We start from the raw sequence: 13,386 nt of genomic DNA on the forward strand, positions 1-13,386 counted from the left end.
CCGCTAGCCGCCCTGGCGCGCCATTCCTGGCGCGGCCATCGACTCCGGCAGCCGCCAGCGGCGACGCACCGGTGTGACGGGGAAACGCCGCTTGCGGGCGGCAATCACGTAAATAGACGCCAGGGAGCGGCAATAGTCCCGCCCCAGACTCTCCCGCCACCAGCCGATCTTGCTCTGCCTGCCCATGAAGGAGAAACCGAACCGCTCGTCGAACATCACCTCGCAGCCGAGCAATTGCAGCCAGTCGGTCACCCGTGCGGGCGTGAACATGCGGGCAGACCAGGGCAGATGCCGCCGCATGAAGGGCAGATAGTGACCCAGCCCCACCAGGCTGAGCGGGTTGTAACCGCTGACAATGAGCCAGCCATCGTCGGTCAGCACCCGTTCTGCCTCCCGCAGCACCTGATGAGGATCCGGCGAGAAATCGAGGCAGTGAGCCAGCAGGCAGGCATCCACGCTCCCCGATCGCACCGGCAAGGCGAGCGGATCCCCCTGGATGTCCAGCAGCCGTCCGCCGGGGGCGACACCGATTTGATGACGAATGGTGGAACAGCCGCAGGAGAGTTCGGCGCTCAGGGCACCTATCTTGAGCAAGTGATAGCCAAAGAGGTGGGGGCACCAGTTGTCGAGGCGCTCCTGAAGCTCGGCGGCCACCCAGTCCCCCATGGGCAGTGCGGACCAACTGGTCGGAAGCGCGATCTGTTGTTCGGTACGTGCCAGTTGCATAATGGGACCAACTCGGGGGCGAATGCCATCCAGTTATATAAGATCCCTTCCTTAAAGAGAACACAAGAGACCTCGACCCATGTATACCGTCATCACAGTTCCCGCCTTCAGCGACAACTACATCTGGTTGATCCGTCATGAAAATCACTGCCTGGTCGTCGATCCGGGCGACGCCGCTCCCGTGCTGGAACGGCTGGCTGCGCTGGATCTGGTGCTGGATGCCATCCTCCTGACCCATCACCACCGCGATCACGTCGGGGGCGTATCCGAGCTGCTGCAACACTTCCCCCACGCTCGCCTCTATGGTCCCAAGCATGACCCCATGCCGGACCATCACGGCCAGTGGCTCGACGACGGGGATCAGATCAACTGGCATGGCCTGAGTCTGGATGTCCTCCATGTGCCCGGTCATACTCTGGGGCATATCGCCTATTACGGCCAGGGCATGCTGTTTTGTGGCGATACCCTCTTCAGCGCCGGTTGCGGCCGTCTGTTCGAAGGGACCCCGGCACAGATGCACACTTCCCTGCAACGGCTCGCGGCACTGCCCGATGAGACCCTCCTTTATTGTGCCCATGAATACACGCTCTCCAACCTGCGTTTCGCCCATGCGGTCGAGCCCGACAACCTGGCGATCCAGCGGCAGATCGGCGTGATCAGCAAACTGCGTCAGCAGGGCCTCCCGAGTCTCCCCTCCCGGCTGGGAGATGAGCGGAATTTCAATGTTTTTCTGCGCTGCGAGCAGGACTCGGTAAAATTTTCTGCTGAGAAATACGCCCTTAAATGCTTGGAAAATCCAGAGGATACCTTCGCTGTTCTGCGGGCCTGGAAGGACGTTTTTTGAACAAACCTTGATCAGGGGGGCATTGCCCCTTATGATGCGAGCTGTTTTTCCACAGATGACCTGAGCGAGATGAAGCTACGAACGGCCTTATTGGCAGCGCTGTTTCTCAGCGGCTGTCAAAACCTGAGCCATCAGGATGACCGGGCGGTAACGGCAATCGAGCCGATCAAATCCCCCCAAGTCAGCAAGAAAACGTACAAAAAACACTCTTCGCGGATGCTGTTCGGCGACGAACAGATAGAAGAGCTGGATGACACTGATAACCTGTGGGTGCGTATCAGCGATGATATGCAGCTGGACTCGCACGATAATGCCCGGGTTCGCCAACAGCGTGATTGGTTGTTGCGCAATGATAAGCATATGGCGACCATTGCCAGCCGGGCTGAGCCCTACCTGTATCTGATGGTAGAGGAAATCGAACGGCGTGAGCTGCCAATGGAGCTTATTACCATCCCCATGATCGAGAGCATGTTCGATCCCAATGCCCGCTCCCGCAGCAATGCGGTCGGTCTTTGGCAGTTCGTTCCTGCAACCGGCAAGAATTTCGGCCTGCGCCACGACAACTGGTACGACGGTCGACGCGATGTCCTGGCATCCACCAATGCCGCACTGGATTACCTGGAGTACCTGAACCGGTTCTTCGATGGCGACTGGCTGCAGACCCTGGCCGCTTACAATGCCGGTGAAGGTCGGGTGCGCAACGCCATCACCCGCAACGAACGGGCTGGTCGTCCGACCGACTACTGGTCGCTGGACCTGCCCCGCGAAACCCGGATGTATGTGCCCAAGATCCTGGCCATGGCCGACATGATCCGCAATGCGGACAAATACAATGTCACCCTGCCGGTGCTGGCCAACAAGCCGCAATTGCGAACCATCAATACCGGTGGTCAGATTGATTTGAACGTGGCCGCCCAGCTGGCTGGCGTTTCCGCCTCCCAGCTCAAGGCGCTCAATCCTGCGCTCAAGCGTGGCATGACCTCACCGCAGGGCCCTTACAACCTGCTGGTCCCCGTCGAGTACGCCGACACCCTGGAGCTGGCCCTGGCCGATCTGCCCCAGCGTGAACGTACCCGTGGCGTGCGCTCCTATCAGGTCACCAGTGGTGATACCCTGTCACGGATCGCCCAGAATCACGGGGTGACCGTGCAACAGCTCAAGCTGGCCAACAACATGCGCGGCAACAACCTGCGCCGTGGCCAGAGCCTGATCATCCCCAATGGCGGGCGCGCAACCCAGGTTGCCCAGAGCAAGCCACAGCAGCTCGCCAGCCGCAGTGGTGGCAAGGTGAACTATCAGGTGCGCTCCGGTGACAACCTGTGGAGCATCAGCCAGGCACACGGGGTCACCCACGCCGACCTGGCCAAGTGGAACGGCCTGAACGCAAAGTCAGCCCTCAAGCCTGGCATGAAGCTGGTGGTCTGGCCCAAGCAGGGCAAGAGCAGCAACAAGTCCATGGTCTATCAGGTGCGCCGCGGTGATTCCCTCTCCTCCATCGCAGCCCGCTTCCAGGTCGCCGTCAACGATGTGATGCGCTGGAACCAGCTCGGCAAGAGTGACTATCTCAAGCCGGGTCAGGAGTTGACCCTGTTCGTGAAGAACAACAGCTGATCGCTCGTCGCAATCCAAAAAATACCCCGCTTGATGCGGGGTATTTTTTTGTCTGCATGAACCAGCGGCGACGCCGCTCTCCCCTGAGGGATGACTCAGGGAGTGATGGCCTGGGCCGCAAAGCGCGCCAGAATGGGGTTGTGGTCAGAGGCATCGGTAGCAGGTGAACTCACCTCCACCAGATCCAGATTGCGATAGTAGAGGTGATCCAACGGGCGGCCAAAAGCGGTGCGACGCAGATCAGGCACAGGTATGGCCTCCTGCAGGCCAAGCTCGCCCACCAGCTTGTTCAACCAGAACGCGCGCTTGTCGCTCCAGGTGTTGAAATCGCCACCCAGGATGACCGGCCCCTGGTGGCGATGGATCAACGCAGTCAGATCGTTGAGCTGCTCGCGAAAGGTCGCCATGCCCAGCTCGAAATTGACCGCATGGAGATTCACCACCAGCACGCCGTCAGGATCCCCTTGCAAGGGATAGAGACTGACCAGACCTGACTTGGGGATGCGCAGCAGGGGTTCGGGGGAACGGACGCCACAAACAAACGCCTGCGGCGTTTTCGCCACCGTCATCACGCCAAAGGAGACACCTCCCTGGGTGAAGGCCTGCAACTGCTGCCACTGGAAATCGCCTCTCTTCAGCCAGTCCAGCATCTCGGGCCGGGTCGCCGACTCTTGCAGCAACACCAGATCCTGGGACTTGGCATACTCATCCAGCCCTTCCCGCCAGTTCTTGCGTTGTCCCTTGTAGAGGTTCCAGACGGTGATGCCAAACTCCCTCGGCAAGGCCGTGGAGGCGAGCGCCACCAGAGGTGGTCTGTCACAGCTTGCGCCAGGTATGATACCTGCCGCAGTCACCAGATGATCTTGATCCGGTACCTCGAAGCAACCGACCAGCCCCAACGTCAGCAGGGACGTTCCCAGAATCCGATAACTATTTTTCATTGGCTAACAATCACCTGCCTCTGCAAGACGACATGGCCCTCACACAGGCCACGGTCGCCGACTAGTCTCATTATTCGTGTCCGGCCCGACTCATCCAGAAGGAATTCAACGATGGCGAGACAGCACCAGTACCGCGTGACATTTTACGATCAACAGGGAACCTGTCATCAAGTGGAGCTTTCCACCGTCTATCAAATCAGGCGGGATCCCCAATGTGATCTCTGTCTGTTCGACACCCGGCAGTGCGTGGGGTCGGAAGAGATGCTGGAGCGCATGATACGGCAAAAAACCGGGCTTGAGCAGGAAATATCCATCATCAATGCCCGGCTCATCTGAGCAGACTCAGACCGGGACGGGGCGGGATTTGCCCTGATCGTCGATGGCCACATAGGTGAAGACGCCCTCGGTCACGCAGTACCGCTGGGCTTCGTTCTCCCGCAATACCGGCTTGACCCAGACCTCCAGCTTGAGTCGCATGGAGCTGCGACCAATCTTGAGGCAGCGACCGTAACAGCACACCACGTCACCCACCTTGACCGGGCTGTGGAAGGTCATCCCCTCCACCGAGACGGTACAGATGCGCCCTTTTGCCAGCTCCTTGGCCATGATGCCCCCACCTATATCCATCTGGGACATGATCCACCCGCCGAAGATATCGCCATTGGGGTTGGTATCGGCTGGCATTGCCAGGGTTCTCAGCAACAGCTCCCCATCGGGGTGGCGCTTGGTCTCTTCCATCATTACCGCTCTCTTTATCATGGATGGCGGCATGATAGGGGGCGATCCCCCCCTTGGCAAACCTCAATTGTCCCGGAGCGCGCGCCGTATCTGGTTTGTACGCCAGATGACCGACTCAGGGGCCCGGATGGCGACGACCCGTTCAGCCCTTCAAGGCCGCCCCGTCCGCAAACCAGTGGGCCGGATCCGGCCAGCGATAGACGAAACCAAGCTGCTGGCAGATGCGCTGGCCTTCGATGGGAGCAAACTCCCCCGCCGGCTCGACGAACTGCGGCGGCACCAGCCCGAGCAGGCGGCTCGCGAAGGGGTAGAGCTGCTCCCGGCGCGGGTGGACGGGGGCACTCAGATTGTAGCCATCCCCATCCTGCCCCCGGGCCAGCATCAGCTCACAGGCGGCCACCACGTCGTCCAGATGCACCAGGTTCACAGCCTGGCCTCCTCCGGCCAGCGTCTTGCCCGCCAGAAAACGGCCGGGGTGACGGTCAGGACCATAGAGTCCGGCCGGGCGCAAGATCATGGCGCAGTCAACATGTCCTTCCAGCACGGCAAGCTCGGCCGCCCGCATCCGCAAGCCTCTGTCATGGGCTGGAGCGGGCGTATCCTCCTCCCCCTGTCCGGCCCCCCAGACCGAAGTCGCGCTGATAAACAGAACCCTCTGAACACCAGCCTCCCTCGCCTGTCGGCACAGGCTGGCCACGGACGCCGGGTAATCACCGGTCTTGCTGGGGGGCACGCAGATCACCAGGTCATGACAGCGAAAAGGCAGTGACCCCATGTCAGGGGTGAGTAACAGTGGCCAGGCGGCAATACTCTCCCCTCGCAGCCGTTCAGCCTTTTCGGCCGTACTGACCGTCACCGCGACAGATTGCCCCTGCTCTTGCAATGCCCTGGCCAGGGGCAACCCCAGCCAACCGGCGCCCACGATACCCGTCTGATACTCAAATTCGTTCGTCATACCCGGATCCTGACAAAAAAAAACGGCCATCCAATGATGACCGTCGAAAGTAACGAAGGAAATAGCCGGATTAACCGGTTACCTCCCACAGCGGGAAAATCGGGAGCGCACGCTCCTAATTCGTGGGCCTATCCTAGTGGCAGCGCGGTCAAAAAGCTTTGAAGCGGATCACAGTTGAAAAGGATTTCTGAAATCGCTTTCACTGTTTTGCAAAAAAGTCGACCCGCACGGGGCCAACTTCATGACTCAGGCCACAGATTCCCGCCGTACCAGTTCGGCTTCGAATTTGAGCGCCAGCCCCTCTACCGGCTTGTGATCCAGCAGCCTCAGGGCCAGCTCAGCGGCCCGCTCTCCCATCTCCTCGATGGGGTAACGTACCGTGGTGAGCTTGGGATAGATGTATCGGGCATAGGGGATGTCATCAAAACCGACCACAGAGACCTGCTGGGGTATTTTGTAACCCCGCTCCAGCAGACAGGAGATGGCCCCCGCCACCATGGCATCGTTGAAACCAAGCACAGCGCTGAACTCGACGCCGCGCGCCAGCAGCTCGCTCATGGCCACATAGCCACCTTTTTCATCGGCATAGGCACGGCCGATGAGGGCAGGATCCAGCTCGATACCTGCCCGTTGCAGGGCGAAGCGATAGCCGGCCATCCGCTGCTGACCATCCACAAACTCCTCGTCATCGGAGGTGACGAAGGCAATCTTGCGATGTCCCGCGTCCAGCAGATGCTGGCAAGCCGTGGTGATGCCGGCCTGGTTGTCCAGCCAGACGCAGCGATCCTCGCAGCCTGGCACCTGACGGTTGATGAATACGATGGGGGTCGTGCCCGACGCCAGCTCGCTGAGCTCTTCGTCAGGCAGCGCCTTGCTGTGCAGGATCAGGGCATCGCACTGGCGCTGCAGCAGCGCCTGGATGGCGTGCCGCTCACGGGTCGCGTCGTGGTTGCCGGACACCACGATGGTGAACTTGTTCGCCTTGTCGACCATGCTTTCGATGCCGCGCATCATCTGGGCGAAGAAGGGGCCACCACACAGATCCCCCACCAGCACACCGATACAGTTGGAGCGTTTGCTCACCAGGGCCTGGGCGAAGCTGTTTGGACGAAAGCTGAGTTCCTTCATGGCCGCGAGGACAGCCTCGCGCTTCTCGGGCGCCACCTGCGCCGTGTTGTTGATCACTCGAGACACTGTCGAAATGGAGACATTCGCCAGCTGAGACACATCTTTGATCGTTGCCACTCTCGATTCCTTTGTTGGAAAAGCCTGTCAGTGATGATCGGGCATTGTATCGAACCTGACAGACCAAGACGCGGCGCCCGATCACCTGGCAGGTTTCCTTTTGTAACAAAGCTTAAGGGATGATAACCATTCTGGGGCAAGAATGGGAGGCAGCCGCGACAACGACTGCCCCCGAACTCAATAGGCGTGATTCAGCTCGCGTTCCGACATGAAACGCAAAGGCTGCTGCAGCTTGTGTTGATAGATGAGATCGAAAGAGAGCACGTTCTGGACATAGTTGCGCGTCTCCCGATAGGGGATGCTTTCCACCCAGACATCCATCGGCTTGTTGTCGCTCTGCTCGCGCCAGCGCTTGACCCGACCAGGACCCGCATTGTAGGCCGCCGCCGCCAGGATCCGGTTGCCGTCATACACATCCAGCAGGCGCTTGAGGTAGGCGCTGCCAAGACGAATGTTCATGGCCGGGTCGAACAGTTGCTGTTCGTTGCGATAGGGCACCCCAAGCTTGCCGGCCGTCTCTTTCGCGGTGGCAGGCATCAGCTGCATCAACCCCCGCGCCCCGACCGGTGACTGGGCCAGGGGATAGAGTGCGCTCTCCTGACGGGAGATGGCGTAGAGCAGACTGGTGTTCATGGTGCGCTCTTGTGCCATCTGGGAGAAGGTGCGCTTGAGGGGCAGTGGGAAGCGCAGGTCCAGCGCATCCCAAGCCTCGGCACGGATGCTGGAGAGGATCGCCAGCTCGTGCCAGCCCTGGTTGAGGGCGATGTGGCCAAACTCCAGGCGCTGGGCCACGCTGTTGCGATCCATGTTGTGGATCCACTCAGAGCGGGCCGCCGTGATCTCGTTCATCGCCAGCAGTTCACGCACCCGCAGCAGGAAGGGCCAGCGGCGGCTGGCACTTTGCCAGTCCGGCACCTTGTGCGCCACGCTCTGGTTCTTCATGCGATAGGGCACACCGGTGCGCTGGGCCGCCATGAAGCCGTAGAAGCCGCGCAGGTTTGCAGTCTCGAGATAGAGATCCCGCGCCGGTTTCTGCCGCCCCTGTTTCTCCAGCGAACGCGCCATCCAGTAACGCCAGCGATCCTCTTTTTGCAGCCCCATGGGCATCCGCTTGACCCAGCCTTCGAGGCCGCGCCAATCCTGCTCCCAGATGGCAAGACGGGCCCGCAGCTCCACCAGCTCCGGATCCTTGAGCCGCACCAGAGCCGTATCCAGCCAGGCGCGCTGGTCAGAAGATCGGTCCAGCAACAGGCGGCGGGCGGCCGCCTTCTCCACCCGATTCACCTCGGCATGGTTCAGGCCGAAGCGACGGGTCATCTCCCCCAGCTGGCGCAGAACCGCGTCGGGCTCCTGGTTGGCATAGCGGGCCAGCCCCAGGGAGAGCAGATGCCGCGACGGGGGCGCCGCCGTGAAGTTGGCCGGATTCATCGCCCGCACGGGTTGGTCATACAGGGCGATCATCTGATCGCCATACCCCTTCATGCCGCTGCCGAGCTGGGCCCCGAGGTGGCGAATGAGGTTGGGGTTCTGGGCCTCGAAAGCCAGGTTCATGCGCTCCCAGATCTTCTCCTGAGTACGCAGACCTGCCTGCTGCCAGAGCTGGAACAGGGGATCGCAGGCATCGGGCCTGGATTGACCGCTCAACCAGAGCTTGCCTGCCTCCTGCAGGGCTTCACTCTTGTGCCCCGTGTAGTAGCGGGCCTGATAGTGCTGACAGAGCAGGTCGGTGGAGCTTGGCTTGGCCGGATAGAAACGCAGGAACTGGGACCACTGCTGGCTCTGGGCAAGATAGGTGAGATAGCTGCGCTCGAGCCGGTTGGACTGGGGGGTGTCCCCGTGCTGGCGGATGAAGCGGGTCACATCGTTGTAGTCTGCCGCCCCGGGACGGAACGCAAGCTGGTAGTAATCCAGATAGGGCAGCAGCGGATAGTGGATCAGGCGTGCCCGAAGCTGGCTGAATTTGACCTGATCATTGGCACGCACGGCCTCATGGGCCTGGCGATAGAGAGACTGCTCCATGGTCTGCGCGAAGGCAGGAGCCAACAGCCCCGGCATCCAGAGCGCAGACAAGATGATTCCCTGCACGACTTTCACGAATGGCATTCTCCCCTTGAAGGCATAACCACCGCCAAAGTGCGGTGGTGACATACCTTCATTCTACCCGCTAAGCACGGGGGCTACGCCACACTATTTTTATCGGTGCAGACGGGGCGATCACCGCGTACCTGGCGGCTGACATAGCGTTCAAGGTAGGGAACAGGGAGCGGCTTGGAGGCGAGGTATCCCTGGAAGAAATGGCAGCCCTGCGCCTGCAGAAACTCCAGTTGCTGGCGGGACTCCACCCCCTCCGCCGTCACGTTGAACCCCATGTGGCGGGCCATGGCGATCACGGCCTCGACGATGGCCATGTTGTCACCATCCTTGGGAATGTCCTGGATGAAAGAGCGGTCGATCTTGAGCTCGTCAGCCGGCAGCCGCTTGAGGTAGCTCAGGGAAGAGTACCCCGCCCCGAAGTCGTCGATGGCAAAGCTGATGCCCAGGGTCTTGAGTTCCGCCATCTTGCTGATGGTGTCTTCCGCATGACCCAGCACCACCGACTCGGTGATCTCCAGGTTGAGGCAGGCGGGATCCATGCCGGTGGCCGCCAGCACGTCGTGAATGCGATCGACAAAGTCGGGAGCATGGAACTGTTTGGCGCTCACGTTGACCGAGAGCTGGGGGACGTGGATCCCGCTCTCCTCCCAGGAGACGTACTGGGTACAGGCTTCGTGCAATACCCAGTTGCCGATGTCGACGATGAGATCCGTTTCCTCGGCAATGGGGATGAACTCGGCAGGCGACACCAGGGCACGCCCGGGGGGTTGCCAGCGGATCAGCGCCTCGACACCGATGATCTCCCCCCCCGCCACCATGTGCTGGGGCTGGTAGTGGAGAGTCAGCTCCCCATTGTCGAGGGCACTGCGCAGCTCGTTGTGGATGTGCAGACGCCGGTCGGCCTGCAACTGCATGGAGGCATCGAAGAAGCGCCGGGTCTTGCGGCCCGCCGATTTCGCCTGATACATGGCGGTGTCAGCCTGCTTGAGCAGATCCCCCGCCTCCTGCTCCCGACCGGGGAAGAGGGTGATGCCGACACTGGCGCCGATGTGCAGCACCTGGCCTCTGAAATCATAGGGGGCGGCGATCTCCCCGATGAGCCGCTCCGCGATGAGGTCGGCCTGCATCTCCGCCTGGGGCGGGCTGATGGAGAGCGCTGGCAGTAACAACACGAACTCGTCGCCGCCGAGACGGGCCAGACAATCCCCCTGGCGCACCAGCCGCTTGAGACGGCTGGCCACCTCCTTGAGCAGCCAGTCTCCGGTGGCGTGACCCAGGGAATCATTGATGGTCTTGAAGTGGTCGAGATCGATGAACAGCAGGGCCCCGATGAGGTGACTGCGATTTGCATCGGTGAACGCCTGGGTCAGGGTTTCGTGCAGCTGACGACGATTGGGCAGGCCGGTCAGCTCGTCATAGAAGGCGAGATCCTGAATGCGGCGCTCCGCCGCCTTGCGCTCGGAAATATCCTCGAAGAAGATGACATAGTGGCTGATCCCCCCCTTCTCATCCTGCACCGGCGTGACGATCTCCCACTGGGGATAGGCGTGACCGTCGGCGTGCAGGCGCAGGGTTTCCCCCTGCCATCGATCCAGGGCGTTGAGCTCGTAACCCAGCCCTCCCAACCCCGACCAGAGATCGTTGCCAAGATGCAGACCAATCACCCCCTGGTTGTCAAAGCCGGTGATCTGGCTGAAGGCGTAATTGACCCGCAGGATCTTGAACTCGGGATCCGTGATGATGATCCCTTCGTGAGTTTCAAAGGCCACCGCAGACAGCCGCATCAGGGCATCGCTTTGCAGGCGCTCCAACTCGGCCACCATGCGCACCGAGAAGATGGTCAGGACAGAGTCCAGATCCGTGGTCCGGGTCTGGCTTGGGAACAGCAGGGCGAGATGGCCCAGGATCTGACCGTTGCGATCGAGCAGCGGCTGGGCGTAATAGTGCTGGCCCGGGGGCAGGTCAGGATACCCGGTCAGGGGTTCACTCACGGGGACAGCGCAGGAGGCCCCCTGGCGATAGAGCTGCTGGCAGGGCATGTCACAGAGAGCATACTCCTTGACGTCGATGCCGTGGCTCGCCAGCACCCTGAGCCTGTCGAGACCGACCCGCTCCGTCAGCCAGACGGCAGTGGCTCCCAGGATATGGGCCAGCTCGTTGACCAGGGTCTGGCAAAAATCGAGCCCCGTCTTGGCGGAGAGCGCCTGCGCCAGCTTGGCCAGCAAGGGGGCCTGCAACATGGGAAGCGGCGGTGTCACGCCTGCGGGGGAGTTGGCGCGATCCATCTCGCGATGCATCATTTCGAGGGGGGCAAGCCAGCCACAACAGAGCCCCTGTGCAGGCACATACTGACCGTACCAGAGCGCATGGTGTACCTTGCCGTCCTCATCGCGCAGGTGACCGATGAACTGGCCAGGCTGGCCGGAATCGTGGAGTCTTGCAAGAAAATCGGCGAAACCCGCTTCATCTTCCCGCTCAAGTTGGGTGGCCCAGGGGTGGGCTCCCTCCCCTGCCCAGGGTTCACAAGAGACATGATCAGACAGGCTCCATTGCCCATGCTGCCGATCATAAAACCACATCATCTGGGTGGCTTGCTGCTTCATCTACGACTCCAACCACTACAACCACGTTATCCACCCCGACTCCTGCAGAAAAGCATATCCGTTTGCGCGCATATCTCCACCGGCGCATGGCAATGATTTTGCGATGCGATGAGGCGATGTGGGTGGAGAAAATTCGAGACTATGCGGCAAAAACCAAACATCGGGTCGACACAAGGCGCTGCCGAGGGGGGACAGAAACGATCCTATTTGCTGATACTGCCTGCCTGTTTCACTGAGCTCAAGCGGTTTTTGGCATGAAACGGGAAAAGCTCACAATTTATGGACAGCGGGATTCCCAAGGGCATTTTTCGTGACATAGATCACATTTTGATTTGGCGACATGGGTAATCTGGAGGTGAAGACACAAGCAAGACGACCCGAAGGGGGCCATTATGAAAATCGAAATGACCAGTAAAATCATCGACATCACCCCAGCCATCCGCGAGCGCATTGAATCCCGTTTTGAAAAGCTCGAGCGTCTTCAGGTGCCTCTCATCACACCCCATGTGATCATCTCCAAAGAGCGTTTGATGTATATCGTCGAAGCCACTATCGGCATTCCCAACGGCAAACTGTTTGCGCAGGCAGAGCACGAGGATCTCTATGCTGCCATCACGGACCTGGGCCAGAAGCTGGAACGCCAGCTCAACCGTCACACGGAAAAACCCATCGCCCGTCGTGCCGCCGGCAAGGAAGTGCCCCAACCGGACGAAGCAGACGCCTGACAAGGTTCACCACTCATAAAGCAAAAGGCGGGTTATCCCGCCTTTTTGCATTCTACCGTGCCGTCACCCCAGCCAGCGCAGCCTGGCATCCACCCCATGCGCAAGCTCATCGAGCAGCGGCAGCATCATCAGCGGAGCCTCCTCCCTGGGGTCAGCGCCCATAGGGCGGGCCTGCCATCGCTCGCGACCCAGTGCCGAGAGGTTGTCATACACCGCGGGATCCAGCGCGGGCGTTCGGCTCACCAGTGGCGGGGAGCGCAGCGCCAGCCAGAGTCTCACATCCGTCATGCACCCGCCCTGTTGCAGACGCTCGTTGAGGCTGGTGGCATCGCTCTCTTCCACCCCGCCTTGCAGGGACGCCCGGGGCATCAGACCGAAACGGGAGCGCCAATCCATCTCACCCGACGCAGGCTTGGGCGGGGCATCAAACCAGGGCTGCTCTTCCACTGCATCAGTCAGCAGCGCCAGATGCAGCCTGAAGTCGGCACGGTCCCCCGCACGGAGATCCTGGTTGAGCCGTTGGCCCAACTGGGCCTCATCCACGAGCAAGCGGTCACGAATCGCACTGGGCAGCATGAGATAAATCTTGGAAATGAAGGTTTCATTGCTTATCGGCCATCAACCCGATCCTTTAAGCATTAAAAATCCCGGCAGAGGGGTTCACAAGCGCGACAGATCTGTTAGTATGCGCCTCGCACTTGGGGAGGGGTTCCCGAGCGGCCAAAGGGATCAGACTGTAAATCTGACGGCTCTGCCTTCGAAGGTTCGAATCCTTCTCCCTCCACCATTCAAGTGCGCACAATCAGGTCATGCCCCGTGGAGGGGTTCCCGAGCGGCCAAAGGGATCAGACTGTAAATCTGACGGCTCTGCCTTCGAAGGTTCGAATCCTTCTCCCTCCACCAT

The 13,386-nt window shown here is 60.6% G+C and carries 13 protein-coding genes and 2 tRNA genes; 6 read left to right on the forward strand and 9 right to left on the reverse strand.

Going from position 1 to position 13,386, the window contains the following annotated elements; translation table 11 throughout:
- Positions 1–3 precede the first annotated feature (3 nt).
- The gene (locus tag AB5Y89_RS05830; RefSeq protein WP_368223083.1) at positions 4–726 is read right to left on the reverse strand and encodes a methyltransferase domain-containing protein; all 723 of its coding nucleotides are present in this window, start codon (positions 724–726) and stop codon (positions 4–6) included.
- Between the two features lie 79 nt (positions 727–805).
- On the opposite strand from AB5Y89_RS05830, the gene gloB reads away from it, so the two are divergent.
- Entirely contained in the window at positions 806–1,570 is a 765-nt protein-coding gene (gene gloB / locus AB5Y89_RS05835) for a hydroxyacylglutathione hydrolase (RefSeq protein WP_221366352.1), read from the forward strand.
- 87 nt (positions 1,571–1,657) lie between these two features.
- On the opposite strand, the gene AB5Y89_RS05840 is transcribed toward gloB, so the two are convergent.
- On the reverse strand, positions 1,658–1,930 hold the full coding sequence (locus AB5Y89_RS05840) for a hypothetical protein (RefSeq protein ID WP_010674135.1): 273 nt from the start codon (positions 1,928–1,930) through the stop codon (positions 1,658–1,660).
- On the opposite strand from AB5Y89_RS05840, the gene AB5Y89_RS05845 reads away from it, so the two are divergent.
- Positions 1,859–3,181: a LysM peptidoglycan-binding domain-containing protein gene (locus AB5Y89_RS05845; protein WP_223302529.1), complete on the forward strand. Its 1,323-nt coding sequence runs from the start codon at positions 1,859–1,861 to the stop codon at positions 3,179–3,181. The genes AB5Y89_RS05840 and AB5Y89_RS05845 overlap by 72 nt on opposite strands.
- Before the next feature lie 95 nt (positions 3,182–3,276).
- Here the strand turns inward: AB5Y89_RS05845 and AB5Y89_RS05850 are convergent, their stop codons facing one another.
- Positions 3,277–4,122 carry an endonuclease/exonuclease/phosphatase family protein gene (locus AB5Y89_RS05850; RefSeq protein ID WP_029314263.1) on the reverse strand — a complete coding sequence of 282 codons (846 nt, stop codon included), beginning with the start codon at positions 4,120–4,122 and terminating at the stop codon, positions 3,277–3,279.
- A 111-nt stretch (positions 4,123–4,233) separates the two neighbouring features.
- Here AB5Y89_RS05850 and AB5Y89_RS05855 point away from each other — a divergent pair, with 111 nt between their 5' ends.
- Entirely contained in the window at positions 4,234–4,458 is a 225-nt protein-coding gene (locus AB5Y89_RS05855) for a hypothetical protein (RefSeq protein WP_010674132.1), read from the forward strand.
- A 6-nt stretch (positions 4,459–4,464) separates the two neighbouring features.
- On the opposite strand, the gene yciA is transcribed toward AB5Y89_RS05855, so the two are convergent.
- From yciA to AB5Y89_RS05880, 5 genes are all read right to left on the reverse strand, one after another.
- Positions 4,465–4,863 (reverse strand): acyl-CoA thioester hydrolase YciA, encoded by a 399-nt coding sequence (gene yciA / locus AB5Y89_RS05860; RefSeq protein WP_029314261.1) that lies wholly within the window; start codon positions 4,861–4,863, stop codon positions 4,465–4,467.
- Between the two features lie 139 nt (positions 4,864–5,002).
- Positions 5,003–5,815, reverse strand: a complete 813-nt coding sequence (locus tag AB5Y89_RS05865) for an NAD-dependent epimerase/dehydratase family protein (protein WP_319885206.1) — start codon at positions 5,813–5,815, stop codon at positions 5,003–5,005.
- Positions 5,816–6,061: 246 nt separating this feature from the next.
- Positions 6,062–7,060 (reverse strand): LacI family DNA-binding transcriptional regulator, encoded by a 999-nt coding sequence (locus AB5Y89_RS05870; RefSeq protein WP_039038828.1) that lies wholly within the window; start codon positions 7,058–7,060, stop codon positions 6,062–6,064.
- A gap of 177 nt (positions 7,061–7,237) precedes the next feature.
- Positions 7,238–9,154 (reverse strand): transglycosylase SLT domain-containing protein, encoded by a 1,917-nt coding sequence (locus tag AB5Y89_RS05875; RefSeq protein WP_124244925.1) that lies wholly within the window; start codon positions 9,152–9,154, stop codon positions 7,238–7,240.
- An 83-nt stretch (positions 9,155–9,237) separates the two neighbouring features.
- Positions 9,238–11,757: an EAL domain-containing protein gene (locus AB5Y89_RS05880; protein WP_275874109.1), complete on the reverse strand. Its 2,520-nt coding sequence runs from the start codon at positions 11,755–11,757 to the stop codon at positions 9,238–9,240.
- 392 nt (positions 11,758–12,149) lie between these two features.
- On the opposite strand from AB5Y89_RS05880, the gene raiA reads away from it, so the two are divergent.
- A complete protein-coding gene (raiA, locus tag AB5Y89_RS05885; RefSeq protein WP_010674126.1) occupies positions 12,150–12,482 on the forward strand; it encodes a ribosome-associated translation inhibitor RaiA in 333 nt (110 codons plus the stop codon).
- A 63-nt stretch (positions 12,483–12,545) separates the two neighbouring features.
- On the opposite strand, the gene AB5Y89_RS05890 is transcribed toward raiA, so the two are convergent.
- Complete coding sequence (locus tag AB5Y89_RS05890) at positions 12,546–13,058, reverse strand: VC2046/SO_2500 family protein (RefSeq protein WP_052815832.1); 513 nt, start codon at positions 13,056–13,058, stop codon at positions 12,546–12,548.
- A gap of 126 nt (positions 13,059–13,184) precedes the next feature.
- Between AB5Y89_RS05890 and AB5Y89_RS05895 the strand changes: the two genes are divergently transcribed.
- Together AB5Y89_RS05895 and AB5Y89_RS05900 are read left to right on the forward strand one after the other, a co-directional pair.
- Positions 13,185–13,269: transfer RNA gene (locus tag AB5Y89_RS05895), tRNA-Tyr, on the forward strand.
- A gap of 31 nt (positions 13,270–13,300) precedes the next feature.
- Positions 13,301–13,385, forward strand: a tRNA-Tyr gene (locus tag AB5Y89_RS05900).
- The last annotated feature ends 1 nt before the right edge of the window (position 13,386 follow it).

This window comes from Aeromonas sp. s4 (assembly GCF_040907855.1).
In the GTDB taxonomy this organism is placed as follows: domain Bacteria; phylum Pseudomonadota; class Gammaproteobacteria; order Enterobacterales; family Aeromonadaceae; genus Aeromonas; species Aeromonas caviae.

What these genes read in the sequence shown, in the direction of transcription:
- AB5Y89_RS05830 (WP_368223083.1), bottom strand. Translation starts at nt 726, where the DNA reads ATGCAACTGGCACGTACCGAACAACAGATCGCGCTTCCGACCAGTTGG.
- gloB (WP_221366352.1), top strand. Translation starts at nt 806, where the DNA reads ATGTATACCGTCATCACAGTTCCCGCCTTCAGCGACAACTACATCTGG.
- AB5Y89_RS05845 (WP_223302529.1), top strand. Translation starts at nt 1,859, where the DNA reads ATGCAGCTGGACTCGCACGATAATGCCCGGGTTCGCCAACAGCGTGAT.
- AB5Y89_RS05840 (WP_010674135.1), bottom strand. Translation starts at nt 1,930, where the DNA reads ATGCTTATCATTGCGCAACAACCAATCACGCTGTTGGCGAACCCGGGC.
- AB5Y89_RS05850 (WP_029314263.1), bottom strand. Translation starts at nt 4,122, where the DNA reads ATGAAAAATAGTTATCGGATTCTGGGAACGTCCCTGCTGACGTTGGGG.
- AB5Y89_RS05855 (WP_010674132.1), top strand. Translation starts at nt 4,234, where the DNA reads ATGGCGAGACAGCACCAGTACCGCGTGACATTTTACGATCAACAGGGA.
- yciA (WP_029314261.1), bottom strand. Translation starts at nt 4,863, where the DNA reads ATGATGGAAGAGACCAAGCGCCACCCCGATGGGGAGCTGTTGCTGAGA.
- AB5Y89_RS05865 (WP_319885206.1), bottom strand. Translation starts at nt 5,815, where the DNA reads ATGACGAACGAATTTGAGTATCAGACGGGTATCGTGGGCGCCGGTTGG.
- AB5Y89_RS05880 (WP_275874109.1), bottom strand. Translation starts at nt 11,757, where the DNA reads ATGAAGCAGCAAGCCACCCAGATGATGTGGTTTTATGATCGGCAGCAT.
- raiA (WP_010674126.1), top strand. Translation starts at nt 12,150, where the DNA reads ATGAAAATCGAAATGACCAGTAAAATCATCGACATCACCCCAGCCATC.
- AB5Y89_RS05890 (WP_052815832.1), bottom strand. Translation starts at nt 13,058, where the DNA reads ATGCTGCCCAGTGCGATTCGTGACCGCTTGCTCGTGGATGAGGCCCAG.